Source organism: Massilia agilis (assembly GCF_024756255.1).
GTDB classification, from domain to species: domain Bacteria; phylum Pseudomonadota; class Gammaproteobacteria; order Burkholderiales; family Burkholderiaceae_D; genus Telluria; species Telluria agilis.
Window position 1 is genome coordinate 18732 of sequence record NZ_JANUHB010000002.1, and the last position, 24899, is coordinate 43630.

Here is a 24899-nt window from a genome sequence, read left to right on the forward strand (position 1 = left end):
GTGTTTGCTATCTTGGATTATCCAAGGCAATGCACGCGGGGTATGCGCCGAGGTGGCACGGTTTTCCGTGCCATTTCGTCGATTGGCGGCGACGACCGCTTTTCAGTGGCGGGCGGCGCGCGCGGCGATGGCGGCAGCCACCTGGCTCTTGCCGGCACGCTCGGCCAGCTGGGCAGGCGTCAGGCCTTCGGAATTGGTCAGTCCCGGATTGGCCCCGCTGTCGATCAGGAGCAGCGCGGTACTGTCGTGGCCTTCGCGCGCGGCCATCATCAAGGGGGTATAGGCGCCGCTGGCACGCGGCGAGAGCGCATCGATCTTCGCGCCGTGCTTGAGCAGCAGGCGGGCGATCTCGTTGTCGCCGCCGGCCGCCGCGTAGTGCAGCGGGGTCCAGCCGTCGCGGTTGACGGCGGCGCCCTTGGCCAGCAGCGCCTGTACCGCCGGCATGTTGTGCTTGAAGGCCGCCATCATCAGGGCGGTGTTGCCGTTGACGGCGGGCGTATCGATCCTGGTGCCAGGATGGGCCAGCAAGGTGTCGAGCACCTGCATCGCGCCCTCGCGGGCCGCCAGCACCAGTGCCGGCTCGCCGCCGACCGGGTTCAGGCTGTTGGCGTCGAAGCCGCCGGCCAGCATCGACTTGACCGTGCGCGCGTCGTCCGTTTGCACCGCCCGGAAGAACTCCGCCACCTGGGCACTGGTGGCGGCCTGCGCCGCGCCGACAAGCATGCAAACCGAGAACAGGAAACTGCGGAAGATGGCGCGGCGCGGTGTGGTCATGGTCAGTCCCTTGGCACGTTGAACAGCTTGAAGAAGTTATCCGTCGTCTGCTGCGCCACCTCGCGCAGCGGCACGTCCTTGAGCGTGGCGATGAACTCGGCCACATGCGGCACAAAGCCGGGCTCGTTCATTTTGCCACGGTACGGCACCGGCGCGAGATACGGCGAGTCGGTTTCGATCAACATCCGTTCAAGCGGAACGGCCTTGGCCACCGCCTGCAGTTCCTTGGCGCTCTTGAAGGTGACAATGCCGGAAAAGGAAATATAGAAGCCCATCTCCATGGCTGCCTGGGCCACTTCCAGCGACTCGGTAAAGCAGTGCATCACGCCGGCCACCCCGCCCTTGTTTGGCGCTGCGCCCTCTTCCTGCAGGATGCGGATCGTGTCGCTGCTTGCCGAACGGGTATGGATGATCAGCGGCTTTTTGGCGATGCGCGAGGCGCGGATGTGGGTGCGAAAGCGCTCGCGCTGCCATTCCAGGTCGCCTTCGAGCCGGTAATAGTCCAGGCCGGTCTCGCCGATGGCGACGATGCGCGGGTGTTTGGCCAGCTCGACCAGCTGCAGGGCCGTGGGCTCAGGCGTGTCCTCGTAGTCCGGGTGCACGCCGACCGAGGCGTAGATGTGAGGATATTGCTCGGCCAGCGCGAGCACCTGCGGGAAATCCGGCAAGTCCACCGACACGCACAGCGCATGGCTGACCTTGTTCTCGGCCATCTTGGCCAGCACCTCGGGCATGCGCGCCGCGAGCTCGGGGAAATTGATGTGGCAGTGGGAATCGATGTACATCCCGCCATTGTACGGCGCGGGGGCAAACCGCGCCAAACTGGCCGTTACCGGCGCTGCGGCAAAGCTGATGGTCTATGGGTCCCCGCCTGCGCGGGGACGACGGCGCTTCGTGTGGTGGTATTGCCAGCACGTCGTCCCCGCGCACGCGGGGACCCATGCTGAGCCGACTGGCCAGCGGCGCTGGCGTCAGGCCACCCGCTTGCCCAGGATGTCCAGGTCGCGCTCGATGCCGTCCAGGTTGGCCACGCGCGGGAAATGCGCCCAGGTCTCAAAGCCGAACTTGCGGAACAGTTCCAGGCTCGGCTTGTTGTGCCCGAAGATGAATCCCAGCAAGGTGTGCACCTTGACCTGCGGCGCGAACGCAATCGCCTCTTCCAGGCAATAGCGGCCCACGCCCTTGCCGCGCCATTTCTCCGCGACATAGATCGACAGCTCGGCCGTGCCCGAATACGCCGGCCGGCCATAGAAATTGGAGTACGACAGCCAGCCCACGATCTCCGGCGCTGCCGCGGTATCGTCGGCACGATGGATGACCCACAGCGGGCGCCGGTCCGGCGTGTGGTCGGCATACCAGCCCTCGCGCGATTGCACGGTGATCGGCTCGGTATCGGCGGTCACTTCACGCGAAGCAATGGTGGAATTGTAAATATCGACGATGACGGGCAGGTCTTCGATGCGGGCGATGCGGTGAACGTAGGACGGCATAAAACGAAAAGACTAGAGGGTATGCGTGGCGCGCGACGAACGCAGCGCGGCGCCGAGGATTTCTTCGATGCGCAGGCGGGCACGCTGGCCCGATTCGTCGGCCGGGAAATGTACCCCGACGCCCTGCGCCTTGTTATTGTTGGCCCCCGCCGGCGTGATCCAGGCGACGCGGCCGGCGATCGGGAACTTGGTCGGGTCGTCCATCAGCGTCAGGATCAGGTAGATCTCGTCGCCGATCTTGTACGGCTTGTTGGTCGGCACGAAGATGCCGCCATTCTTCAAAAACGGCATATAGGCCGCGTACAGCGCCGCTTTTTCCTTGATGGCAAGCGACAACACCGATGGCCGCGGCTGGTTGGCTGGGCTGCTGGTGTCGTTCGGGTTGCCGCTCATCGGTATCCTTTCATGTGCAGCACGCAGTGTACTCAAGCAGCATATCTTCGACAAACAATTTTGGCGACAACGGGTGGTCGGCCACGGCCCGGCGCTCGGTGGCGCCCTTGATTGCCTTCAGTACATTGGCAGTGTGCACGCTGGCGGCCAGGGCCGCAAGCTCCCTCTGATAACGGGGATAGTAGCGCACGGTGCCCGAAAGTTTGCAAGAGAGCAAGTCGTACAGCCAGCGCTGCTCCCACGCCACCAGCGAGGACAGCGGCGCCTTGGACAGCCGTTCGGCGGCCTTCAGCGCGGCGTCCGCACTGGGGCGGGCCAGCAGGTGCAGCAGCACGTCCAGTTCCTCGCGGTTGCCGGACTCGGCCTGGGCCAGTGCCAGCAGCGGCGCGCCGCCCTGCTCGCGCAGCCAGCTGTCGGCGTCCTGCACGCCCTGCGCCTGGAGCCACGCCAGCGCCTCGTCGTGCGCCGGCATCGGCAGCGCGAACTTGCGGCAGCGCGACAGGATGGTCGGCAGCAGCCGGTCGATGCTGTTGGACGAGAGCAGGAACACGGTGCCGGGTGGCGGCTCTTCCAGCGTCTTGAGCAGCGCATTGGACGCCGGCATGTTCAGCGCCTCGGCCGGGTACAGCACGACCACGCGCAAGCCCTGCCGGTGGGTCGAGATATTCATGAAGTCGGCCAGCGACCGGATCTGCTCGATCTTGATCTCTTTCGATGCGCTCTTGGCGGACTTCTTCTTGTCGCCGTCCGCGTCCTCGCCCTCGGCGGCGGCCGGCTCGTCTTCCAGCGCCTCGGGGCGCACGCGCCGGTAGTCGGGATGGTTCTGCTGCGCGAACCAGCCGCACGAGGCGCATTCGCCGCAGGCGTGCCCATCCGGCCGCACGTTCTCGCATAACAGCGACTGGGCGAAGGCCTCGATGAAGCCGGTCTTGCCGGTGCCTTCCGCGCCGTAGAACAGGATCGCGTGCGGCAGCCGCTCGCGCATGTGCTGCAGCTGGTCCCACGCGGCCTGCTGCCACGGATAGATCGCGGTCACAGCAGCCGCTCCAGCGCCGCCGCAATGGCCGCGCGCGTCTCGTCGATGCTCTTCGTTGAATCGATCACGACGATGCGCCCCGGGTGCTCGCCGGCCAGCCGCAGGTACTCGTTGCGGCAGCGCGAGAAGAAGTCCGCCTTCTCCTGCTCGAACTTGTCGAGCGTGCGCTCGGCGTCAAGGCGCTGGCGCGCCACTTCCACCGGCACGTCGAACAGCAGCGTCAGGTCGGGCCAGCGCTTGGCGTGCACCCACTGCGCCAGCGCCATGATCTTGTCGCGGTCCATGCCGCCGGCGGCCGACTGGTAGGCGAAACTGGCATCGGTGAAGCGGTCCGACAGCACCCAGTCGCCCCGCTCGATGCCCGGCTCGATCACCTGCGCCAGGTGCTCGCGGCGGCTCGCGAACATCAGGAGCGCCTCGGTCTCGACGTGCATTTTCTCGTGCAGCAGCAGCTCGCGCAGCTTTTCGCCCAGGCGGGTGCCGCCAGGCTCGCGCGAGGACACGACGGTCTTGCCGCGCGCGGCCAGGAAGTCGACGACAAAGCCGATGTGGGTCGACTTGCCCGCGCCGTCAATGCCTTCGAAAGTGATGAATTTGCCCGGCATTGCCGTGGTCTGCTGCGTCATGGAGCCTGCCGCTGGTATCGGTTGACGGCCTTGTTGTGGTCCGTCAGGTTGTCGGAAAACTTGCTGGTGCCATCGCCGCGCGAGACGAAGTACAGCGCTTCGGTGCGGGCCGGCGACAGCGCCGCCTGCAGCGACTGCACGCCCGGCAGCGCGATCGGCGTGGGCGGCAGGCCGGCACGCACGTAGGTATTGTAAGGGGTGTCCGTTTCCAGGTCCTTCTTGCGGATTTTGCCCTCGTACTTCTCGCCCATGCCGTAGATGACGGTGGGATCGGTCTGCAGCAGCATGCCGGCCTTCAGGCGGTTCACGAACACGCCCGCGATCATCGGGCGCTCGGACTTCTGCCCGGTTTCCTTCTCGACGATCGAGGCCATGATGAGCGCTTCGTACGGATTCGCATACGGCAGGTTGGGGTCGCGCTTTTCCCATGCCGCCTTCAAGCGGTCCATCATGGCCTGGTGTGCCTGGCGGAAGATCTGCAGCTCGCTCGAGCCTTTCGCAAACAGGTAGGTATCCGGGAAGAACAACCCTTCGGGCGACTTGTACGGCAGTTGCGGTGCGATCTTCTGCAGCAGCTCCTTGTCCGACAGGTCGGCCGCGTCATGCTTGAGGCTGGGCGCGGCGGCGATCACCTGGCGCATCTGGCGGAAGGTCCAGCCTTCGATGATCGTGACCGATTCCTGAGCGAACTCGCCGCGCACCAGTTGGGTAAGCAGCGTGCGGGGCGAGGTGTTGGGCTTGAGCTCGTAGCTGCCGGCCTTGATGCGCGAGCTCTTGCCCGAGATGCGCGCCAGCGTCGCAAACAAGAAAGGGTTGATCGGCACGCCGGCCTTGGCGATCTGCTGCGCCGCAGCACCGGCGCCGCTGCCTGGTTCGACAGCGAAGGGAATCACCGCATCGGCCGTGCTGATCGGCTGCTTGGCCCACCAGGAAAAGCCCCCGGCCGCCGCGACCGACACGATCACGCCGGTCACGATGAGTTTTTTTATTAGTGCCATTCGGGTAGTAGGGGTATTACGCCGGGTCCGGCGCGAAATTCTCGACAACTCTATAATGAGGCCGTAATGATAAAGCCTAAACGCAAAAATAACCGAGTTTATGAGTAACTGGACAGATTACCTTGCGTCCCACGGCGCCCGTTTCCACGTTGACGAAGCCACCCAGGTCGAAGACTTTGGCCGCGCGCTCAGCGCCGCCGAGCTGGCCGATGGGTTCGTGGCACCGGTCACCGACCTGGGACTGATCTCCGTTGCCGGCCTCGATGCCGCCAGCTTCCTCCACAACCAGCTGACCAACGACGTCGAACACCTGGCGCCCGGCGAAGCGCGACTGGCCGGCTACTGTACGCCCAAGGGCCGCCTGCTGGGCAGCTTCCTGATGTGGCGCGACGCCGAAGCCATCTATTTGCAGCTGCCGCGCGCGCTGCAGGCGCCGCTGCAAAAGCGCCTGTCGATGTACGTGCTGCGCGCCAAGGCCAAGCTGGCTGATGCCACGCTCGATCCCGCAAACGAGGCCCTGATCGGCATCGGCGGCGGCAAGGGCGAGGCGGCGCTGCGCGAGCAGTTCGGCACGCTGCCGGTGGCGCCCTACGCGACCGTGGCCGGCGACGCCGGCACCGTGATCCGCGTGGCCGACGCTTTTGGCGCGCCGCGCTACCTGTGGCTGGCAAGCTCCGAGCGCGCCATTGCCGCACTGCCGGCATTGAAGGAAGCGCTGGCACTGGGCGGCAACCAGGCATGGAACCTGTCGTCGATCCACGCCGGCGTGCCGCAGGTGACGGCCAAGACGCAGGAGCAGTTCGTGCCGCAGATGATCAATCTCGAGCTCCTTGGCGGCGTCAACTTCAAGAAGGGCTGTTATCCGGGCCAGGAAATCGTGGCGCGCAGCCAGTACCTGGGCAAGCTCAAGCGCCGCACCGCGCTCGCGACCATCGACAACGCCGCCGCGCAGGCCGGGCAAGAAGTGTTCTCGACGGCCGATCCCGACCAGCCCTGCGGCATGGTGGTGAACGCCGCCGTCAACGGCGCCGGCGGGGCGGACGCCCTGATCGAGATGAAGCTCGCCGCGCTGGAAGAGGACGTACACCTGGGCGCAGCCAGCGGCGACAAGGTCCGCTTCCTGCCCATGCCCTACCCGCTCGACGCGCTCGACGTGTAAGCCATGATCGACCTGTACGTGTATTACAAAGTGCGTGCGGAGAACGCCGCGCGGCTGGAACCGGTCGTTCGTGCCATGCAGGCGCGCGTGGAGGCCAACCTGGGTGTGGCCGGACGGCTGCAGCGCCGCCCTGCGGAAAGCAACGGCGTGCAGACCTGGATGGAAGTGTATTCATCCGTGACCGACGAATTCGCAAAGAGCCTGGAACAGGCCGCGCGTGACGCCGGCGTGCACCACCTGATTGAAGGCGGCGCGCGCCACGGCGAAGTTTTTACGGATTTCACAGCATGTGCCTGATTGTCTTTGCCTGGCGCGTGATCCCGGGCGTGCCCGTGATTGCGGCAGCCAACCGTGATGAGTACTACGACCGTCCGGCCACGCCGGCGGGTCCCTGGCCCGAAAATCCCAAGGTGATCGCAGGCCGCGACCTGCGCGGCGGCGGCAGCTGGATGGGCGTGACGCTCGATGGCCCGAACGGGCCGCGCTTTGCCGCGCTGACCAATATCCGCGGGCCGCAGGAAAAGCGTCCCGATGCGCCCACCCGCGGCGCGCTGGTGGCGGACTTCCTGCAGGGCGAGCAAAGCGCAGCCGAATACATCGAGCGCATCGCCCCCGGCTCTGGCGTGTACAACGGCTTCAACCTGGTGCTCGGGGACCGCGAAGGACTGTACTGGTTTTCGAACCGGGGCACGGGCGACCCGCGCAACGGCAAGCCGCTGGAGCCCGGCATCTACGGGATTTCGAACGGCCTGCTGGACGATCCCTGGCCGAAGGTGATGCGCACCAAGGCGCAGTTTGCCAGCCTGCTGTGCCAGGGCGCGCCCGAGGAAGCCTATTTCGAGATGCTGGCCGATACCACGCGCGCGCCGGACATGCGGCTGCCGGAAACCGGGGTGCCCATCGAAATGGAGCGCATGCTGTCGGCGGTGTGCATCAACTCGCCGGGGTATGGAACGCGCACCTCCACCGTGGTGCGCCTGTATGCCGACGCGCCGCCGGAGCTGAGCGAGCGCGTGGTGCAGCCGCTGTGCCCGGAGCAGGCAGTAGCTGAGTAGTTAGCCGTAAAACGTCGTCCTCGCGCAGGCGGGGACCCATGCTGAGCGTCGAGTCACGCGGTCCATGGGTCCCCGCCTGCGCGGGGACGACGTACTGAGGGATCAACGAAACTTCAGATCGCCGACACGCCGCCATCCACCGCCAGAATCTGCCCGGTGATGTGCTTGCCCGCATCCGACGCAAACAACACCACGGCGCCCTTCAGGTCCTCGTCGTCGCCCAGCCGCCCGAGCGGTGCAGCGTGGGCCAGTTCCTCGCCCATGGTCGACAGTACCCCTTTCGTCATCTTGGACGGAAAGAAGCCCGGCGCGATCGAGTTCACCGTGATGCCATACCGGCCCCACTCCGCCGCCAGCGCGCGCGTGAAATTAACCACGGCGCCCTTGGACGTGTTGTAAGCCAGCGTCTGCATCGTCCCCGGCGCATTGCCCGCCAGGCCCGCGATCGACGAGATGTTCACGATGCGCCCATAGCGCCGCGGGATCATCGACAGCTTGCCCACCGCCTGGGTCAGCAGGAACATGCTGCGCACGTTCAGGTTCATCACCTTGTCCCACGCGTCCAGCGGGTAGTCCTCGGCCGGCGATCCCCAGCTGGCGCCGGCGTTGTTGACGAGGATGTCGACCTGCCCGAGCTGCGCCACCGCTTGTTCGGCAAAGGGCCGCACCTGCGCCTCCTGCCCCAGGTCCACCGCAATCGCTTGCGCCTCGATGCCGCGCTGCGCCAGGTGGGCCACGGCCTCGTCCAGTTCGTCCTGCTTGCGCGCCGAGATCACGAGGCGCGCGCCCTGCTCGCCCAGCGCCTGCGCCATCTGCAGGCCCAGCCCGCGCGAGCCGCCGGTCACGATGGCGGTTTTGCCCTGCAACGAAAACAGCTCCCGGGTGGTACGCATGCGGCCTCCGCGCGAAAAATCAGGCTTCGTAATCCATGCACTGGCGCGCTTCGCGCACCGCGCCGATGAACGGCACCACCGCCTGGTGGGTCGGGTGCGCGGCGTAGGCGGCCAGCGCTTCCTTGCTGTCGAATTCCGAATACAGCACCACGTCGTAGGTGGCCTCCAACCCCGGCTGCGCCAGCGCAACCTCGAACTTGCGCATGCCCGGCACGATGTGCGCGCAGGCGTCGAGACGGCGTTTCATCTCCTGGGCATTGGTGGCGCGGTCGGCGCCTTCGGCCTGGTCTTTCAGTTTCCACATGACGATGTGCTTGATCATATTTTTTCCGTATTACAGGGGCTCGAACTGAGCTGTTTGCATATGTAAGGTGGCGGGAAACCCGTCCGCCCAACGAAGATTTGCAGAATAGCATGCGACAACACGACGGGGAGCAAGGTCAAAGCCGAAAAAGGTGCTTTGAGTAAGCTCAATGTCAGCCCAACGTAAGATTCGCGTAAGCTTCAAGCAAGACTCGTGTAAGTTTTACATTCCACACTGCGAGATAGCTGACGAAGGATCGGCTATATCCAAACCGGATAATTACTACACGGAGACAACACAATGGCTATCACACCTGGCATGACCGCCGGTGGAAAGGCAATGCCTACCACTGCGGGGCTCACCAAGGAAGAGCGGAAAGTCATCTTCGCATCGTCCCTCGGTACCGTTTTCGAATGGTACGACTTTTACCTGTACGGCTCGCTTGCACCGATCATCGCCAAGCAGTTCTTCATTGGCGACCCCACCGTCACCTTCATCTTTGCGCTCCTGGCATTTGCGGCCGGCTTCATCGTGCGTCCGTTCGGCGCGCTGGTGTTCGGCCGCCTGGGCGACCTGATCGGACGTAAGTACACCTTCCTGATCACCATCCTGATCATGGGCGGTTCGACCTTCATCGTGGGCCTGTTGCCAAGCCACGCCTCCATTGGCGTTGCTGCGCCGATCATCCTCGTCAGCCTGCGCATCCTGCAAGGCCTGGCGCTCGGTGGCGAGTACGGCGGTGCCGCAACTTACGTGGCCGAGCACGCGCCGGAAGGCCGTCGCGGCTTCTTCACCTCGTGGATCCAGACCACCGCGACGCTGGGCCTGTTCCTGTCGCTGCTGGTGATCCTGGGCACCCGTACCGCCATGGGCGAGAAGGACTTCGCCGAATGGGGCTGGCGTGTGCCGTTCCTGGTGTCCGTGCTGCTGCTGGCCGTCTCGGTGTGGATCCGCCTGTCGATGAACGAGTCGCCGGCCTTCGCCAAGATGAAGTCCGAAGGCAAGACCTCGAAGGCGCCGCTGACCGAGTCCTTCCTGCACTGGAAGAACGCAAAGATCGTCATCCTGGCCCTGGTCGGCCTGACGATGGGCCAGGCCGTGGTGTGGTACACCGGCCAGTTCTACGCCCTGTTCTTCCTGACGCAGACGCTGAAGATCGACGGCCCGACCGCGAACATCCTGATCGCGATCTCGCTGGCTCTGGCCACCCCGTTCTTCATCTTCTTCGGCTCGCTGTCGGACCGCATTGGCCGCAAGTGGATCATCCTCGGCGGTTGCCTGATCGCCGCGCTGACCTACTTCCCGATCTTCAAGGCCATCACCCACTACGGCAACCCGGCGCTGGAAACGGCGCTGAAGAACTCGCCGGTGGTGGTCGAAGCAGATCCGGCATCGTGCCACTTCCAGTTCAACCTGACCGGCACCTCCAAGTTCCCGTCCTCGTGCGACATCGCCACCGGCATGCTGACCGCGTCCTCGGTGAGCTATACGCGCGTCGATGCCGCCCCGGGCTCGCTGGCCACCATCAAGGTGGGCGACAAGGTCCTGCCGTCGTTTAACGCGGCCATGACCCCGGACGGCCTGAACTTCGACCAGGCGTCGAAGGACAAGGAAGCCGCGCTCAAGAAAGATGTGGGCGGCGCGATCAAGGCCGCAGGCTACCCGGCCAAGGCCGATCCGGAGCAGATCAACAAGCCGATGGTGGTGCTGTTCCTGTTTATCCTGGTGCTGTACGTGACCATGGTGTACGGCCCGGTGGCCGCGATGCTGGTCGAGATGTTCCCGACCCGGATCCGCTACTCGTCGATGTCCCTGCCCTACCACATCGGTAACGGCTGGTTTGGCGGCCTGCTGCCGACCACGGTGTTCGCGCTGGTGGCGTTCAAGGGCGACATCTACTACGGCCTGTGGTATCCGATCGTCATCGCTGCCATCACCTTCGTGATCGGCGCGCTGTTCGTGCGTGAAACCAAGGACAACGACATCTACGCTGCGGACTGAGATCCTTCCGCTGCAATGCCAAAGCCCCGGCACGCCGGGGCTTTTTTTTGTTCACACAGACCGATGGCTCAGTGGCAAAACAGGCTCTTGCTCAGGAAGAATTAAGCTGGTTCGGAAGGGAAAGCCGGTTACGTCGCCACAAACCCAAAGCGGATTTGCTGGCATGACGCGCCATTGAACCTGACACTTCACAAGCCCCTGCTCGATCCGCTTCACACAATGGACAAGCGGACCCAGGCGTAGTCCCGCCCGAGGCTCGCAAGTTCAAGCAAACAAATCAGCGAGGGCAAAATGAAACCGACTCAACGGTCTGGAAACGGGGCACGGCAAGGCCTGCTTGCAATAGGGCTTTCGACCTTGCTCTACACGATCACGGCGGCACAGGCGCGCGCGGAGCAACCGCCGCCACCCTGCCATCCCAACCCCAATGCGGCCGCCGACGTGGCAACCGTACACAACCGAGGCGATGTCAGGTTCCTGCCCGACCCGCTGCAAGATCGCCTGGAACGCATGGCGAGCCGCCCGCATACCTACCTTCCGCTCCAGGTCTACGCAGAAGCCGACAAGCCGAGCATGCTGTTCCAGTATTACCTGCTCGACACCACCGGCTTCGAACCCAATCCCTTTACGGCGCGGTTCCCAGGAATTAATGACAAGGCGATGCTGACGGCGACGGGCGGCAACTGCGGGCTTCCCACGATCGGCGCGGTACGGCTCGCGCTCGAGCCCAAGCCGGGCTTGCCTACGGATCCGAGCGATATCCGGGCCTTCATCGATGTGTTCTCCGACTTTTCGAACCTCTTCGTCATCAACAATGAAAGCGGATGGTACGAAGGGTGGATGATCCACGATGTGATCGTGCCGCCGGTCGCCGCGCCGCGACAGGACGGCCACGCACAATTCGGCACAATTACCGCAGCCGACGCCAAGGTGCTGTACCAGATGGGTTCGCATCACAACACGTCAGGCCACATCTTCACCCTGGACGGCAAGGAGCCGCATTTCCCAAGCCCGCACGATCGCTGGCCGCACAAGCAGACCAACGTTTTGCCAATCTCGCTCTCGATGGGAGCAATGAATTGCCTGCAGCAGGCCGATTGTCACGGCTACTGGGAGTTCAATTACCAGACGAACTGGATTTTTCCGCTGTACGAATTGCCCTTTACCGGCGGTATTCCAGGCACCTTCGAAGCTGGCAAGATCGGGGAACTGTCATCGTTGATTCCAGGCTCCGGACCGTCCGGCATCAAGAACAGTCCGATCGATTATGGCGACAATCCGAACACGGCGGCGCCGCTTGGGGGCGCCGGGCCGCGCGATCCGGACCGCTTTGACGCCGATGTGGAGCGCCAGCGCGAGTACCGCCAGCGCTTTATCCCCAGTGGCCTGGCAAACGAGATCTATCTCGACACCTGGCTGCGGCTGGCGTCGTTCGAGCCCGGCGTACCTTTCCCGAAGCGCCTGTTCGATGCGTACGCAGCCGAGGTCAAGCGTGTGGACAAGAACGGTGACGGCGTGATCTCCGCGGCAGAAGGCGATCCGGACGCCGCCAGCGACGGCTTCAAGGACAACAGCAGGTTGTTCTTGCCAGCGACCTCCTACCGCCGTTTTGCCGTGACCCGTGAGATCAACGATGGCTATTTGGCCCCGCGCTTCGCTCCCAGCCAGCGCGCCTGGGTCCTCTCCGGAAGGGCGATCACCGTTAGTCCTGCGGTCCCGGCGTCACAAGGCCGCGATGGTGACGACCGGTGAGTGCTCAGCCTGGCAAGCACGGCCGGTCGGCGACTGGCCGTGCAATTTGCTGTGCGTCGCGCGGGCCGTCGGCATTGCCCGCGCCCAGTCGTCATGTTTCAGCCGCGTTGCTTGCATGGACATGCGCTTCCTGCCAGCGCCACGCGCGCATGCGATAGGCGGCCCACGCACTCAGGCCGGCGCCGGCCAGCAGGATCAGCCGCGTATCGAACAGCGTCAGCACGGCGCCACCAAGGGCCATGACGATATTGGCAAAGCAGAATGTGGTGGACAGCAGCCCCATCACCGCGCCCTGGCCGTGGCCACCGAAGCGATCCGCCGCCCAGCCCTGGATGGTGGCGTTGTAGAACGCATGCGGCAGGCCAAAGAGGACGATGCCGGCCATGCCGACCCACAGGTTGCCCAGCGCAACGCTGGCGATGAGGATGGCCACCAGGATCGCGTGAAAGCTGGCACGGCGCAGCGGATCGAGCTTGCTCGGCCCGCCCGCAAAGGCTGCCGACAGCGTCATCACGCCGCACAGCCCGACGTTGACGAGCGAGATGCCGCGCGTGTCGAAATGGCCCACTTCCACCAGCCACAGCGGATAGAACTCGTAAAAGCCGGTCACGCCGCAGGTGTAAGCGAGCTGCATGATGAACAGCAGGCGCAGCTGGTCGTGGCGCAGCAGGTTGAACGCATGGCGTTCGCGCGCCACCGACCACCACGAAACGGCCGCGCCGTGCGGCTTTTCCTTGTTCAGCGCCACGGCGCAAAAGGTCGCGCCCAGCAGCAGCGCGCCTGCGGCAACGTAGAACGGCACCGACAGGCCAAAGCCGATGGTCACGCCGGCCAGCAGCGGTCCCACCAGCCAGCCCAGGTGCAGCGCGCCGTTAAACCGCGACATCGCCCGGTTGCGCAGGTCGCCCTCGAGCCGCTCGGCCAGCAGCGCGCGCACCACCGGGGCCTGCCCTTCGAGCAAGCCGGTGCCGAAGCGCGCGGCGAGAAACAGCGGGTACGACTGCATCGCCAGCGCGCCTGCCGTCAGCACATGGCCGACCGCGGCGCCGGCGGCGGTGACCAGCACCACCTTGCGGCGACCAAACCGGTCCGACAGCGGCCCGAGTACGGCGTTGCCGATCAGAAGCCCGAGCGGGTTGATCAGCAAGGCGATGCTGAACAGCAGCTTCGGCGGCAGGCCGAGGAAGTGGTTCAGGTTATCGGCCGCGCCGGCCGCGAACAGCGGCGGCAGGATCGGGTACGGCAGCGAGGCGCCGGTCGTGGCCAGCAGTCCCAGCAGGCAGGCTGTTGCAATCAGCAGGTGATTTTTCACGCGTACAACCAGTTATATAAAGATAACGAACTGTAGCGTGGAAGGCCACCAAAGTAAATGCAGGACGGGTACGCGTAGGGTGGGCAGCTCGGCTGCCCACGCGTTCAAATGGACGGTGCGAGCCAGCGTGTCTGCGGGCGGCGTTTGAACGCGTGGGCGGGAGACCCGCCCACCCTACAATGATCGCGCGAGAACGATCAGCCGTTGAAGCGCTTGCCCTCGACCGCCAGGCGTACCAGCAGCGGCGCCGGGGCCCACGCCTCGCCATGGCGCCCGCGCCCGTACTTCTCGATCGCTTGCAGCACGTTGGGCAGGCCCACGCAGTCGGCGTAGAACATCGGGCCACCGCGCCAGGTCGGGAAGCCGTAGCCGGTCAGGTACACCATGTCGATGTCCGACGCGCGCAGCGCAATGCCCTCTTCCAGGATCTTCGCGCCTTCGTTCACCAGTGCGTACACCAGTCGCTCGATGATCTCCTCGTCGCTGATCTTGCGGCGCTCGATGCCCTGCTCGCGCGCATACTCGACGATCATGTCGTTGACCAGCTGCGACGGGTAGGCGTGGCGGTCGCCCGGCTTGTAGTCGTACCAGCCGGCGCCGGTCTTCTGGCCGAAGCGGCCCTTTTCGCACAGCAGGTCGGCCGTCTTCGAGTACACCAGCTCGGGCGACTCGACGGCGCGGCGCTTGCGGATGTACCAGCCTACGTCGTTGCCCGCCAGGTCGCTCATGCGGAACGGGCCCATCGCAAAGCCGAACTTCTCGATGGCCTTGTCCACCTGCTCGGGCGTGCACCCTTCGTCGAGCAAAAAGCCGGCCTGCCGCAGGTATTGTTCCAGCATGCGGTTGCCGATGAAGCCGTCGCACACGCCGGCAACCACGCCGGTCTTCTTGAGCTTTTTGGACAGCGCCATCGCGGTCGCGAGCACGTCCTTGCCGGTCTTTGCGCCGCGCACGATCTCGAGCAGCTTCATCACGTTGGCCGGGCTGAAGAAGTGCAGGCCGATCACATCCTGCGGACGGCCGGTCACGTCCGCGATCTTGTTCACGTCCAGCGTCGAGGTGTTGGTGGCGAGGATCGCGCCGGGCTTCATCACCTTGTCGAGCTGGCGGAACACCTCGGTCTTGACCGCCATATCCTCGAACACGGCCTCGATCACGATGTCGGCCTGGGCGATGTCCTCGTACGCCAGCGTGCCGGTCACCAGCTGCATGCGCTGCTCCAGCTTGTCCTGCGTGAGCTTTCCGCGCTTGACCGAGGTTTCGTAGTTCTTGCGGACCGTGGCCAGGCCCTTATCCAGCGCCTCCTGCTTCATCTCGAGGATGGTCACCGGGATGCCGGCGTTGGCAAAGTTCATCGCAATGCCGCCGCCCATGGTGCCCGCGCCGATGACGGCGGCCGAGGCAATCTTGCGAGTCGGCGTGTCGGCTGGCACGTCCGGGATCTTGCTGGCCGCGCGCTCGGCGAAGAAAGCGTGGCGCAGCGACTTCGATTCGTTGGTTTCCTTCAGCTTGAGGAACAGTTCGCGCTCGACCTTCAGGCCATCCTCGAACGGCAGGGTCAGGGCCGCGATCAGGGCCTCGACGCAGGCCACCGGCGCCGGGAACGGGCCGGCCGCCTTCTTGATGCCTTCGCGCGCCTGGGTGATGAACAATTCGGGCTCGGCATGCTCAACCTTGCGGTCGCGCACCTTCGGCAGCGGGCGCTGGTCCGCCACCTTGTTGGCGAACGCGATCGCGGACTCCAGCAAGTCAGCCCCCGGCCGGTACACTTCGTCGAACAGCGCGGTGCCGGCGAGGAGCTCGGCCGGGACCGGGGTGCCGGTGGTGATCATCTGCATCGCCTGGTCCAGGCCAACCAGGCGCGGCAGGCGTTGCGTGCCGCCGGCGCCAGGCAGGATGCCGAGCTTGACCTCCGGCAGCGCAATCTGCGCTTCCGGCGTGGCCACGCGGTAGCTGCAGCCGAGGGCCAGTTCCAGCCCGCCGCCCATGGCGACCGAGTGAATGGCGGCCACGACCGGCTTTTCGCTGCTTTCCACCGTGCTGATCAGCGTGTGCAGGGTTGGCTCGGTGAGCGCCTTGGGGGAGTTGAATTCGCGAATGTCCGCGCCGCCCGAGAAGGCCTTGCCGGCGCCCGTCAGCACGATGGCCTTGACGGCGGGGTCCGTGCCGGCCTTGCGGACCGCTTCGACGGCGGCGCTGCGGGTCTCGAGCCCCAGTCCGTTCACCGGCGGGTTGTTCAGCGTGATGACGGCGACGTTGCCGCGCACTTCGTAGTCGGCGCTCATGTCTCTTCCTCTTCTGGTTGGATGTGCAATCGCTGAACTATAACCGATAAAAGTACGGTCGTATTATTTTTGATGCAAAGCGTGCACCGTCGTCCCGGCGAAGGCCGGGACCCATGCTGAACCAGCGAGTACGCGGCCATCATTCAATGCCCGGGTAAATCAAGCTCAGCATGGGTTCCGGCTTGCGCCGGAACGACGGTGGCGGGGGGACGGTCGGTCAGTCAGACAGTGGGCAGCCTGTGCTCGCGATAGGCCTCGCGCAGCCGGTTCTTCTGGATCTTGCCGGTTGCGCCCATCGGCAGGCTGTCCACGAACACCACGTCATCCGGCATCCAGAACTTGGCGACTTTCCCGGCAAAGAATGCCAGCAGCTCTTCGCGGGTCAGCTGCGCCTCGGGCCTGCGTACCACGACCAGCAGCGGCCGCTCGTCCCATTTCGGATGCACCACGCCAATGCACGCGGCCTGCAGCACGGCGGGGTGCGACATCGCAATGTTCTCCAGGTCGATGCTGCCGATCCATTCGCCGCCCGACTTGATCACGTCCTTGCTGCGGTCGGTGATCTGCATGTAGCCGTCAGGGTCGATGGTGGCCACGTCGCCGGTCGGGAACCAGCCGTCCTCGAGCACGTCGCCGCCCTCGTCGCGGAAATAGCGCTTGATGATCCAGGGCCCCTTCACCAGCAAATGCCCGGAGGTCTCGCCATCCCACGGCAACTCCACACCCGCGTCGTCCACGATCTTCATGTCCACGCCGTAGATGGCGTGGCCCTGCTTGCGCAGCACGGCGCGCTGGGCTTCGGTCGGCAGTTCGTGGTGCTTGGCCAGCAGGTTGGCGGTCGTGCCCAGCGGCGACATTTCGGTCATGCCCCAGGCATGCACCACCTCCACGTTGAAGCGGTCGATGAGGGTGTCCATCATCGCCGGCGGGCATGCCGCGCCGCCGATCACGGTGCGGCGGAAGGTGGAGAACTGCAAATCGTTCTGCAGCGCGTAGTTGACCAGGCCCAGCCACACGGTGGGCACGCCGGCAGAGAAAGTGACGCGCTCGGCCTCGAACAGCTCGTAGAGCGACTTGCCGTCGAGCGCCGGCCCCGGGTACACCATGCGCGCGCCGGACAGCAGCACCGAATACGGGAGTCCCCATGCGTTCACGTGGAACATCGGCACCACCGGCAGCACCGAATCGCGCGCCGAGATGTTCAGCGCATTCGGCATGGCCGAGGCATACGCGTGCAGCACCGTCGAGCGGTGCGAATACAGCGCGCCTTTCGGGTTGCCGGTGGTGCCGGACGTGTAGCACAGCGCCGCCGCCGAGTTTTCGTCGAACTGCGGCCAGACGTAGCCGTCTTCGGTGCCGTCAATCAGTTCCTCGTAGCACAGCAGGTTGGCGATGCTGGTCTTGTCCGGCATGTGCGCGCGGTCGCTCATCAGCACGAAATGGCGGATCGTGGGGCAGCGCGCGGCGACGATCTCGGCCAGCGGCAGGAAGCTCAGGTCGAAGAACAGCACCTTGTTTTCGGCGTGGCCGATGATGTAGGCCAGCTGGTCCGGGTGCAGGCGTGGGTTGATCGTGTGCAGCACCGCGCCCGAGCCGGACACGGCGTAGTAGAGCTCCATGTGGCGGTAGCCGTTCCAGGCCACCGTGCCCACCCGGTCGCCCATCTCGACGCCCAGCGTTTCGAGCGCGCGCGCCATCTGCCGCGCGCGGCGGGCGCAGTCGCGGTAGGTGTAGCGATGCATGTCGCCTTCGACGCGACGCGAGACGATTTCACTGCCGCCGTAATGCCGGGCGGCGAATTCGATGATGCTGGAGATGAGCAGGGGCTGGTCCATCATTTGCCCGATCAGCGGGCTCATCGGAAATGCGGTCATGGGCGCTCCTGTGAACATATTGATAACCTGAGCCGAGTGTCATGCCGAGCGGCACAGTCGTCAACCGCTTTCGATGCTGCGCCGCAGCAGGCGGCTGTTTCAGGGTGTAACGCACGTTTGAAACAAGGTCACCGCCCAATAGAATCGGCCCCGTACGGTAAAATCCTGACATCAAACGTTTGCAATCACCTGTACTGGAATCGCTATTACCGCCGACGACCTTCCGCTCGACAATTCGTTCGCCCAATTGCCGCCCGCGTTCTACACGCGCCTGATGCCCACTCCCCTGCCCGACCCGCACTTCGTGGCAGCCAGCGGTCCGGCGGCAGCGCTGGTGGGACTGGATGCGCAGCAGCTCGCGAACGAAGACTTTGTTGCCGTTTTCAGCGGCAACCGGGTGCCTGCGCGCGCCCAGCCGTTGTCGGCCGTGTATTCGGGCCACCAGTTCGGTGTGTGGGCCGGGCAGCTTGGCGACGGCCGCGCGATCCTGCTGGGCGACATTGCCACGCCGGGCGGCCCGATGGAATTGCAGCTCAAGGGTTCCGGCCTCACCCCGTATTCGCGCATGGGCGATGGGCGCGCCGTGCTGCGCTCGTCGATCCGCGAATTCCTGTGCTCCGAAGCCATGGCCGCGCTCGGCATTCCAACCACGCGCGCGCTCATGGTCACCGGGTCGCCCCAGCCAGTGATGCGCGAATCGGTCGAGACCGCGGCGGTGGTGACGCGCATGGCGCCCTCCTTCGTGCGCTTCGGTTCCTTCGAGCACTGGTACTACCGCGACAAGCACGACGAGTTGCGCACGCTGGCGGACTACGTGATCAAGGCGTTCTACCCGGAACTGGCGGGCGAACCGAATCCGTACAAGGCGCTGCTCAAGGAGGTCACGCTGCGCACCGCACGCCTGATCGCACAGTGGCAGGCAGTCGGCTTCATGCATGGCGTGATGAACAGCGACAACATGTCGATCCTCGGCCTGACGCTGGACTACGGCCCGTTCGGCTTCATGGAAGCGTTCGACCCGAACCACATCTGCAACCACACCGACCAGCACGGCCGCTATTCGTACGCCAACCAGCCGCCCATCGGCCACTGGAACTGCTACGCGCTGGCCAACGCCCTGCTGCCGCTGGTGGGCACGGTCGAGGACACGCAGGAGGCGCTGGACGTGTACCAGCCGGAATTCGCACGCAAGATCGACGAACTGCTGCATGCCAAGCTGGGGCTGGCGAGCAACCGGGAAGGCGATCGCGAATTCCTCGACGATACGTTCAAGCTCATGCAGGACAACCACGTCGATTTCACGCTGTTTTTCCGGCGTCTGGGCAAGCTCCAACTGCAGGCACCGGAAACCGACGCGCCGCTGCGCGACCTGTTCATCGACCGCGCCGCCTTCGATGCATGGGCCGACAAGTACCGTGAGCGGCTGCGCACGGAAAACAGCGACGACGCGGCGCGCCGCGAGGCGATGATGCGCACCAATCCCAAGTACGTGCTGCGCAACTACCTGGCGCAGGTGGCGATCGAGCGCGCGCAGAACGGGGATTTTTCCGAGGTCGAAAAGCTGCTGTCGGTACTGCAGCAGCCTTTTGACGAACAACCCGACAACGAGTCTTACGCGGCGCTGCCGCCCGACTGGGCCAGCCACCTCGAAGTGAGCTGCTCCTCCTGACACCCTGGAACCACCATGACCGACAAAGTAACCAAGACCGACGCCGAATGGCGCGCCCAGCTCGACCCGATGCAATACCAGGTGACGCGCCATGCCGCCACCGAACGCGCTTTCACCGGCAAATACTGGGACCACCATGAACACGGCATCTATTACTGCGTGTGCTGCAATACCCCATTATTCGAATCGGACGCCAAGTTCGAGTCGGGCTGCGGCTGGCCAAGCTATTTCCGCGCCATCGATCCGGCCAACGTGATCGAAAAGGTCGACCGCAGCCATGGTATGCTGCGCACCGAAATCATTTGCGCGGTGTGCGATGCCCACCTGGGCCACGTCTTCGAGGACGGCCCGCCGCCGACCGGCCTGCGCTACTGCATCAATTCGGCCGCACTGCGCTTCGAACCTGCTTGAGAATGACGCCGCACCAGTTATGAAATTCCTGTTCGATCTTTTCCCCGTCATCCTGTTCTTCCTCGTCTTCAAACTGGGCGAGGGACACCAGGAGGCGGCGCACGCGCTGGTGGCGCAATACCTCGGCGGCCTGATCAGCGGCGGCCACGTGACGCCGGCGCAATCGCCGATCCTGCTGGCCACTGCCGTCGGCATCCTCGCCACCGTCCTGCAGATAGCCTACCTGCTCGTGCGCGGCCGCAAGGTCGATGGCATGCTGTGGCTCTCGCTCGGCGTCATTGCCGTCATGGGCGGGGCGACCATCTACTTCCATGACGAGACCTTCATCAAGTGGAAGCCCACCATCCTGTACTGGGCCTTCGCGCTGGCGCTGTCGGTGGCGCAGTTCGGCTTTCGCAATAACCTCATGCGCAAGGTCATGGAGGCCAACATCCAGCTGCCGGACGCGGTGTGGGACCGCGTCGGCTACGCGTGGATGGCCTTCCTGGCCGCGATGGGTTTGCTGAACCTGTTCGTCGCCTTTGTCCTGTTCAAGGCCGACACCAGCGCGTGGGTGAGCTTCAAGCTGTTCGGGTTCACCGCGATCTTCTTCGTTTTCATCTTCGTGCAGATGCTGTTCCTGTCGAAGCACATCAAGGAGGATGCATGAACCTCGACACCCGCATCGACCGCATGCGCGCACGCCTGCAGGCGGCGCTGTCGCCCGCGGTTTTGGAACTGGGCGACGACTCGGCCAAGCACGCCGGCCACCCCGGCGCTGCCTCTGGCGGCGGCCATTACACCGTCAAGATCGTGTCGAGCCGCTTCGAGGGGCTCAAACTCGTCATGCGCCACCGACTGGTGTATGATTCCGTGCACGATATGATGCCTACCGAGATTCACGCACTGGCGATTACCGCGCTGGCTCCGTCAGAGCTGGCGTAAGGGCGAATTCAGTCAGGTTTAAGAAATCTCGTCCAGAATTGAAACACGAAGTTAAAAACGTAATCTAACCCCGTCCAAGCTAACCTCCCCTCAACAGGAATCAATAATGACTTTTAAGCCAGCTCGCTTGCTGTTAGCCCTGATCGCCGTTGCCGCAGCTCCCGCCTTCGCTCAGAACCTCGCCGTCGTGAACGGCAAGGCGATTCCGTCGTCGCGCGTGGATGCCATCGTCAAGCAGGTCGTGGCCCAGGGCCAGGCGCAAGACACCCCGCAACTGCGCGACCAGATCAAGAAAGAAGTCATCGCGCGCGAAGTGCTGATGCAGGAAGCGATGAAGGAAGGCTACGACAAGAAGCCGGAAGTGAAGGCAGCGCTGGACAACGCCCGCCAGACCATCGTCATCAACGCGCTGGCACGCGAGTACATCACCAAGCACCCGGTCACCGACGCCGAAGTGCAGGCCGAGTACGACAAGTTCAAGGCGCAAACCGGCGACAAGGAATACCATGTGCGCCACATCCTGGTGGACAGCGAGCAGGCAGCCAAGGACATCATCGCCAAGCTCAAGGGCGGCGCCAAGTTCGAGGATCTGGCCAAGCAGTCCAAGGACCAGGGCACGGCCAACAACGGCGGCGACCTGGATTGGGCCGTCCCGGCAGCCTTCCCGCCTGAGTTCGCCAACGGCTTCAAGAACCTGCAAAAAGGCCAGGTCACTGAAACCCCGGTCAAGACCGCCAACGGTTTCCACGTGATCAAGCTGGACGACGTACGCGCCGCCAAGCTGCCGTCGCTGCAGGAAGTGAAGCCGCAAATCCAGGAAGAGCTGGCCCAGCGCAAGCTGGCCGCCTACCAGGATGAAATGGTCAAAAAAGCAAAGGTGCAGTAAGATGTAGCGTTGCCGGCGGCGGGTGCCGCCGGTGTTCGTCGCGAGCAGCGACACGTCTCGTGTTTTTATAGGATCCGAAGAATGATTTTGAAGCCAGCCCGCCTGTTGTTAGCCATGACCGCGATGGTTGCCGCGCCCGTGTTCGCGCAGAACGTTGCGACCGTCAACGGCAAGCCCATTCCCGCGGCCAGGGTCGACCAGCTGGTCAAGCAGGTGGTCGCCCAGGGCAAGGCCACCGATTCGCCGCAACTGCGCGAGATGATCAAGAAGGACCTGATCGGCCGCGAAGTGCTGATCCAGGAAGCCGACAAGCAAGGCGTCGGCAACCGCGCCGACGTGAAGGCTGCGATCGACAACGCCCGCCAGAGCATCATCATCAACGCGATGCTGGCTGACTACGTCAAGAAGAACCCGGTCAAGGACGCCGACATCAAGGCCGAGTACGACCGCTACAAGTCGCAAGTGGGCGACAAGGAATACCATGCCCGCCACATCCTGGTGGACAGCGAGCAGCAGGCCAAGGACATCATCGCCAAGCTGAAAGGCGGCGCCAAGTGGGACGACCTGGCCAAGCAATCGAAGGATTCGAGCGCCAACAACGGTGGCGACCTGGACTGGGCGAGCCCGGCTTCGTACGTGCCTGAGTTCTCCAAGGCCATGGTAGCGCTGCAAAAAGGCGCCATCACCGAAACCCCGGTCAAGAGTCAGTTTGGCTGGCACGTGATCAAGCTGGAAGACGTGCGCGCCGCCAAGATCCCGCCGATGGAAGAAGTCAAAGGCCAGATCGCCGAGGCCCTGCAGCAGCGCCAGCTGGCCCAGTTCCGCGAAACCCTGATGAAGAAGGCCAAGATCCAGTAATCCTGGTTTCCCTTCCCTGAAAAGGCGCCTCCCTGGAGGCGCCTTTTTATTGGTCACTACTGCCGGGAGCGCGCGCACCGGTTGATTCGGCGGGCTCATGGCGGGATGAGCAGAGGTTATGCGTTTCACACTGCCCGCACGATCTGGGTCCTAATTGGCGTCTATTTGTATGCATCTTGACCTAGAACATCCCCCACCCGTGGTGTAATTACAATTTTCGGACGGATTTCCCGTTGCGGCTTCTTTACTATTGCTTTACGGCAATAACCAAAAGGAGCTGACCACATGAAATTCAAACTCAAATCCCTCGCGGCCGCGACGCTGTTGTCGATCGCCGCCACCGCGCCCTGGGCCGCCCAGGCCCAGACCGGCAAATGGGTGACCGGCTACTACGGTGGCTGGTTCGCCGGCAGCACGATGTACCAGAAGCCGGAACACGTCGACATGACCGCCATGACGCACTTCGTTTTCGGGCGCATCGGTCCGGGCGGCGGCGGCCAGGGCAACCCGGGCGACGTCATCCTGGGCGGTGGCGACTCGCAAACCGACATCGACCACGGCCCGGGCGTTCCCTGGGAGAAGACGGTCGAGGACTACCTGGTCATGCGTGCCCACCAGGTCGGCACCAAGGCGCTGATCATGCTGGGCGGCGAAAACGAGAACGCAGCCTTCCATGCTTCGTGCCTGCCGGGCGTACGCGCCACTTTCGTCAAGAACCTGGTTGACTACATGGTCAAGCATGACTACGACGGCATCGACGTGGACTGGGAAGGCATCGACTCGAAGGACACCGAGAACCAGGCCCTGCTCGAAGCGTTGATCAAGGACCTGCGCCTTGAGGCCAACGCGCGCCCGCGCTACCAGGACAAGCCGGTGATCATCACCTTCCCGGGCGGCGTGCTGAACCCGAACTACGAAAAGGTCTCGGACCACGTCAAGCGCCTGGCTGCCCTGGTGGACCAGTACAACATCATGAACTACACCGGCACGTGGTTCAACTACGGCTGGGAGAGCAGCACCTTCGCGCCGCTCACCACCGCTACCAGCAAGGCGCGCCCCACCTCGGTGGCCAGCACGATCCAGATGCTGGAAGACGCCGGCGTGCCACGCTCGAAGGTGGGCATGGGCATCGGCTTCTACGGCCTGAACTACAAACCGCCGTTCGTCAAGCCGGGCCAGCCGACCGACGGCTACCCGATGAGCGACTTCTCGTTCACCGACACCGTGTGGAGCTGGACCCTGCTTAACAAGCTGGGCTACCTGGACAACGGCACCTACGTGTGGGAGAACGAGACCCAGACCAGCTACCGCACCTATCCGGGCGGCTACACGCCGGCTGCGCGTACCGACACCACCAGCGGCTACATCTCGTACGAGGAGCCGGCCACCATCGCCGCCAAGGGCGCGTGGGCGCTATCGAATCGTCCGGGCGAAGGCGCTGCCGGCACCATCATCTGGCTGGTCAACTACGGCACCACCGATGGCGTGAACAACCCGCTGCTGACGGCAACCAAGAAAGCGTTCCTGGACCCGAACGCGACCGAGCCGGGCCCGAACCCGAACCCGCTCGACCCGCCGCCGCCGCCGGTGATCACCGCGCAGAAGACCATCACCTCGGATTGGGGCACCGGCTATTGCGCCGACATGGTGCTGACCAACACCGGCCCGAGCGCCGGCCCGTGGACCTACACCGAGACCCTGGCCGACACCGTGACCTCGCTGTGGAACGGCACCTGGTCGCAGTCGAACGGCCAGCTGTCGGTCAGCGGCCCGAGCTACAGCCAGAACCTGCACATTGGCCAGTCGACCAAGGTGGGCTTCTGCGCGACCCGTCCGGCCAAGCCGGTGGAAACGCCGCCGCCCCCGCCGCCGGGTGCGCTGACCTCGACGGTGAAGATCACGGCTGACTGGACCAGCGGCTACTGCGCCAACATCGCCGTCACCAACACCACCAGCAGCAAGGTGTACAGCTGGGCGGTGGATGTGCCGAACATCCAGGGCACGATCACCAGCCTGTGGAGCGGCAAGTACACGATGAACGGCACCACCATGCACCTGTCCGGCCCGGACTGGAACAAGGACCTGGCCGCCGGCGCGACCAACAGCGACGTGGGCTACTGCGCTACCCGCTAAGCAAAGTCCGGCGCGTGATGCTCACGCGCAGAACCGCAAAGGCGCCTCGGTTGAGGCGCCTTTTTT

The 24899-nt window shown here is 64.4% G+C and carries 24 protein-coding genes; 12 read left to right on the forward strand and 12 right to left on the reverse strand.

Translation table 11 applies throughout. The annotated features are described in order from the left end of the window. Window positions 1-102: 102 nt before the first annotated feature. The 7 genes from NX774_RS07010 to mltG all read right to left on the reverse strand — a co-directional run bounded on the left by NX774_RS07010 (window position 103) and on the right by mltG (window position 5317). Window positions 103-774, reverse strand: coding sequence for an ankyrin repeat domain-containing protein (locus NX774_RS07010; protein WP_258821473.1), 672 nt, complete (start codon window positions 772-774; stop codon window positions 103-105). A gap of 2 nt (window positions 775-776) precedes the next feature. Next, on the reverse strand, window positions 777-1559 hold the full coding sequence (locus tag NX774_RS07015; protein WP_258821474.1) for a TatD family hydrolase: 783 nt from the start codon (window positions 1557-1559) through the stop codon (window positions 777-779). A gap of 186 nt (window positions 1560-1745) precedes the next feature. Next, on the reverse strand, window positions 1746-2264 hold the full coding sequence (locus NX774_RS07020) for a GNAT family N-acetyltransferase (protein ID WP_258821475.1): 519 nt from the start codon (window positions 2262-2264) through the stop codon (window positions 1746-1748). Between the two features lie 12 nt (window positions 2265-2276). Beyond that, complete coding sequence (locus tag NX774_RS07025; protein WP_258821476.1) at window positions 2277-2657, reverse strand: PilZ domain-containing protein; 381 nt, start codon at window positions 2655-2657, stop codon at window positions 2277-2279. A 10-nt stretch (window positions 2658-2667) separates the two neighbouring features. Then, entirely contained in the window at window positions 2668-3693 is a 1026-nt protein-coding gene (locus tag NX774_RS07030) for a DNA polymerase III subunit delta' (protein WP_258821477.1), read from the reverse strand. Then, a complete protein-coding gene (gene tmk / locus NX774_RS07035) occupies window positions 3690-4319 on the reverse strand; it encodes a dTMP kinase (protein WP_258821478.1) in 630 nt (209 codons plus the stop codon). Before tmk ends, NX774_RS07030 begins: the two co-directional genes overlap by 4 nt. Beyond that, window positions 4316-5317 (reverse strand): endolytic transglycosylase MltG, encoded by a 1002-nt coding sequence (gene mltG, locus NX774_RS07040; RefSeq protein WP_258821479.1) that lies wholly within the window; start codon window positions 5315-5317, stop codon window positions 4316-4318. Before mltG ends, tmk begins: the two co-directional genes overlap by 4 nt. Before the next feature lie 100 nt (window positions 5318-5417). On the opposite strand from mltG, the gene ygfZ reads away from it, so the two are divergent. From ygfZ to NX774_RS07055, 3 genes are read left to right on the forward strand one after another with little or no spacing between them, the layout of a single operon-like run. Then, window positions 5418-6476 carry a CAF17-like 4Fe-4S cluster assembly/insertion protein YgfZ gene (gene ygfZ, locus NX774_RS07045; protein WP_258821480.1) on the forward strand — a complete coding sequence of 353 codons (1059 nt, stop codon included), beginning with the start codon at window positions 5418-5420 and terminating at the stop codon, window positions 6474-6476. A 3-nt stretch (window positions 6477-6479) separates the two neighbouring features. Next, window positions 6480-6773, forward strand: coding sequence for a DUF4936 family protein (locus tag NX774_RS07050; RefSeq protein WP_258821481.1), 294 nt, complete (start codon window positions 6480-6482; stop codon window positions 6771-6773). After that, window positions 6764-7531 (forward strand): NRDE family protein, encoded by a 768-nt coding sequence (locus NX774_RS07055; protein WP_258821482.1) that lies wholly within the window; start codon window positions 6764-6766, stop codon window positions 7529-7531. Before NX774_RS07050 ends, NX774_RS07055 begins: the two co-directional genes overlap by 10 nt. Window positions 7532-7644: 113 nt before the next feature. Here the strand turns inward: NX774_RS07055 and NX774_RS07060 are convergent, their stop codons facing one another. Both NX774_RS07060 and NX774_RS07065 read right to left on the reverse strand, forming a co-directional pair. Beyond that, window positions 7645-8424: an SDR family oxidoreductase gene (locus tag NX774_RS07060; RefSeq protein ID WP_258821483.1), complete on the reverse strand. Its 780-nt coding sequence runs from the start codon at window positions 8422-8424 to the stop codon at window positions 7645-7647. A 19-nt stretch (window positions 8425-8443) separates the two neighbouring features. Continuing rightward, entirely contained in the window at window positions 8444-8746 is a 303-nt protein-coding gene (locus NX774_RS07065; protein ID WP_258821484.1) for a Dabb family protein, read from the reverse strand. Window positions 8747-9028: 282 nt separating this feature from the next. Between NX774_RS07065 and NX774_RS07070 the strand changes: the two genes are divergently transcribed. Together NX774_RS07070 and NX774_RS07075 are read left to right on the forward strand one after the other, a co-directional pair. After that, window positions 9029-10729, forward strand: a complete 1701-nt coding sequence (locus tag NX774_RS07070) for an MFS transporter (RefSeq protein WP_370660406.1) — start codon at window positions 9029-9031, stop codon at window positions 10727-10729. Window positions 10730-11020: 291 nt separating this feature from the next. Next, window positions 11021-12481, forward strand: a complete 1461-nt coding sequence (locus NX774_RS07075) for a hypothetical protein (RefSeq protein ID WP_258821485.1) — start codon at window positions 11021-11023, stop codon at window positions 12479-12481. Between the two features lie 91 nt (window positions 12482-12572). Here the strand turns inward: NX774_RS07075 and NX774_RS07080 are convergent, their stop codons facing one another. From NX774_RS07080 to NX774_RS07090, 3 genes are all read right to left on the reverse strand, one after another. Then, window positions 12573-13793, reverse strand: coding sequence for an MFS transporter (locus NX774_RS07080; RefSeq protein WP_258821486.1), 1221 nt, complete (start codon window positions 13791-13793; stop codon window positions 12573-12575). A gap of 197 nt (window positions 13794-13990) precedes the next feature. Further along, window positions 13991-16078 (reverse strand): 3-hydroxyacyl-CoA dehydrogenase NAD-binding domain-containing protein, encoded by a 2088-nt coding sequence (locus NX774_RS07085; protein ID WP_258821487.1) that lies wholly within the window; start codon window positions 16076-16078, stop codon window positions 13991-13993. A 221-nt stretch (window positions 16079-16299) separates the two neighbouring features. Beyond that, window positions 16300-17952 carry a 3-(methylthio)propionyl-CoA ligase gene (locus tag NX774_RS07090; protein ID WP_307731153.1) on the reverse strand — a complete coding sequence of 551 codons (1653 nt, stop codon included), beginning with the start codon at window positions 17950-17952 and terminating at the stop codon, window positions 16300-16302. 184 nt (window positions 17953-18136) lie between these two features. Here NX774_RS07090 and NX774_RS07095 point away from each other — a divergent pair, with 184 nt between their 5' ends. The 7 genes from NX774_RS07095 (at window position 18137) to NX774_RS07125 (ending at window position 24833) form a co-directional block, all read left to right on the forward strand. After that, the gene (locus NX774_RS07095; RefSeq protein ID WP_441294962.1) at window positions 18137-19621 is read left to right on the forward strand and encodes a protein adenylyltransferase SelO; all 1485 of its coding nucleotides are present in this window, start codon (window positions 18137-18139) and stop codon (window positions 19619-19621) included. 15 nt (window positions 19622-19636) lie between these two features. Continuing rightward, window positions 19637-20032 carry a peptide-methionine (R)-S-oxide reductase MsrB gene (msrB, locus tag NX774_RS07100; protein WP_258821488.1) on the forward strand — a complete coding sequence of 132 codons (396 nt, stop codon included), beginning with the start codon at window positions 19637-19639 and terminating at the stop codon, window positions 20030-20032. Window positions 20033-20051: 19 nt separating this feature from the next. Continuing rightward, entirely contained in the window at window positions 20052-20681 is a 630-nt protein-coding gene (locus NX774_RS07105) for a septation protein A (protein ID WP_258821489.1), read from the forward strand. Beyond that, window positions 20678-20956 carry a BolA family protein gene (locus NX774_RS07110; RefSeq protein WP_258821490.1) on the forward strand — a complete coding sequence of 93 codons (279 nt, stop codon included), beginning with the start codon at window positions 20678-20680 and terminating at the stop codon, window positions 20954-20956. Before NX774_RS07105 ends, NX774_RS07110 begins: the two co-directional genes overlap by 4 nt. 106 nt (window positions 20957-21062) lie before the next feature. After that, entirely contained in the window at window positions 21063-21842 is a 780-nt protein-coding gene (locus NX774_RS07115; protein ID WP_258821491.1) for a peptidylprolyl isomerase, read from the forward strand. A gap of 81 nt (window positions 21843-21923) precedes the next feature. After that, entirely contained in the window at window positions 21924-22700 is a 777-nt protein-coding gene (locus NX774_RS07120; RefSeq protein WP_258821492.1) for a peptidylprolyl isomerase, read from the forward strand. A 285-nt stretch (window positions 22701-22985) separates the two neighbouring features. Then, complete coding sequence (locus NX774_RS07125; protein ID WP_258821493.1) at window positions 22986-24833, forward strand: glycosyl hydrolase family 18 protein; 1848 nt, start codon at window positions 22986-22988, stop codon at window positions 24831-24833. Window positions 24834-24899 lie beyond the last annotated feature (66 nt).

Coding starts and splice junctions, on each gene's coding strand:
- NX774_RS07010 (WP_258821473.1), bottom strand. CDS start 774: ATGACCACACCGCGCCGCGCCATCTTCCGCAGTTTCCTGTTCTCGGTT.
- NX774_RS07015 (WP_258821474.1), bottom strand. CDS start 1,559: ATGTACATCGATTCCCACTGCCACATCAATTTCCCCGAGCTCGCGGCG.
- NX774_RS07020 (WP_258821475.1), bottom strand. CDS start 2,264: ATGCCGTCCTACGTTCACCGCATCGCCCGCATCGAAGACCTGCCCGTC.
- NX774_RS07025 (WP_258821476.1), bottom strand. CDS start 2,657: ATGAGCGGCAACCCGAACGACACCAGCAGCCCAGCCAACCAGCCGCGG.
- tmk (WP_258821478.1), bottom strand. CDS start 4,319: ATGACGCAGCAGACCACGGCAATGCCGGGCAAATTCATCACTTTCGAA.
- mltG (WP_258821479.1), bottom strand. CDS start 5,317: ATGGCACTAATAAAAAAACTCATCGTGACCGGCGTGATCGTGTCGGTC.
- ygfZ (WP_258821480.1), top strand. CDS start 5,418: ATGAGTAACTGGACAGATTACCTTGCGTCCCACGGCGCCCGTTTCCAC.
- NX774_RS07050 (WP_258821481.1), top strand. CDS start 6,480: ATGATCGACCTGTACGTGTATTACAAAGTGCGTGCGGAGAACGCCGCG.
- NX774_RS07055 (WP_258821482.1), top strand. CDS start 6,764: ATGTGCCTGATTGTCTTTGCCTGGCGCGTGATCCCGGGCGTGCCCGTG.
- NX774_RS07060 (WP_258821483.1), bottom strand. CDS start 8,424: ATGCGTACCACCCGGGAGCTGTTTTCGTTGCAGGGCAAAACCGCCATC.
- NX774_RS07065 (WP_258821484.1), bottom strand. CDS start 8,746: ATGATCAAGCACATCGTCATGTGGAAACTGAAAGACCAGGCCGAAGGC.
- NX774_RS07070 (WP_370660406.1), top strand. CDS start 9,029: ATGGCTATCACACCTGGCATGACCGCCGGTGGAAAGGCAATGCCTACC.
- NX774_RS07075 (WP_258821485.1), top strand. CDS start 11,021: ATGAAACCGACTCAACGGTCTGGAAACGGGGCACGGCAAGGCCTGCTT.
- NX774_RS07085 (WP_258821487.1), bottom strand. CDS start 16,078: ATGAGCGCCGACTACGAAGTGCGCGGCAACGTCGCCGTCATCACGCTG.
- NX774_RS07090 (WP_307731153.1), bottom strand. CDS start 17,952: ATGACCGCATTTCCGATGAGCCCGCTGATCGGGCAAATGATGGACCAG.
- msrB (WP_258821488.1), top strand. CDS start 19,637: ATGACCGACAAAGTAACCAAGACCGACGCCGAATGGCGCGCCCAGCTC.
- NX774_RS07105 (WP_258821489.1), top strand. CDS start 20,052: ATGAAATTCCTGTTCGATCTTTTCCCCGTCATCCTGTTCTTCCTCGTC.
- NX774_RS07110 (WP_258821490.1), top strand. CDS start 20,678: ATGAACCTCGACACCCGCATCGACCGCATGCGCGCACGCCTGCAGGCG.
- NX774_RS07115 (WP_258821491.1), top strand. CDS start 21,063: ATGACTTTTAAGCCAGCTCGCTTGCTGTTAGCCCTGATCGCCGTTGCC.
- NX774_RS07120 (WP_258821492.1), top strand. CDS start 21,924: ATGATTTTGAAGCCAGCCCGCCTGTTGTTAGCCATGACCGCGATGGTT.
- NX774_RS07125 (WP_258821493.1), top strand. CDS start 22,986: ATGAAATTCAAACTCAAATCCCTCGCGGCCGCGACGCTGTTGTCGATC.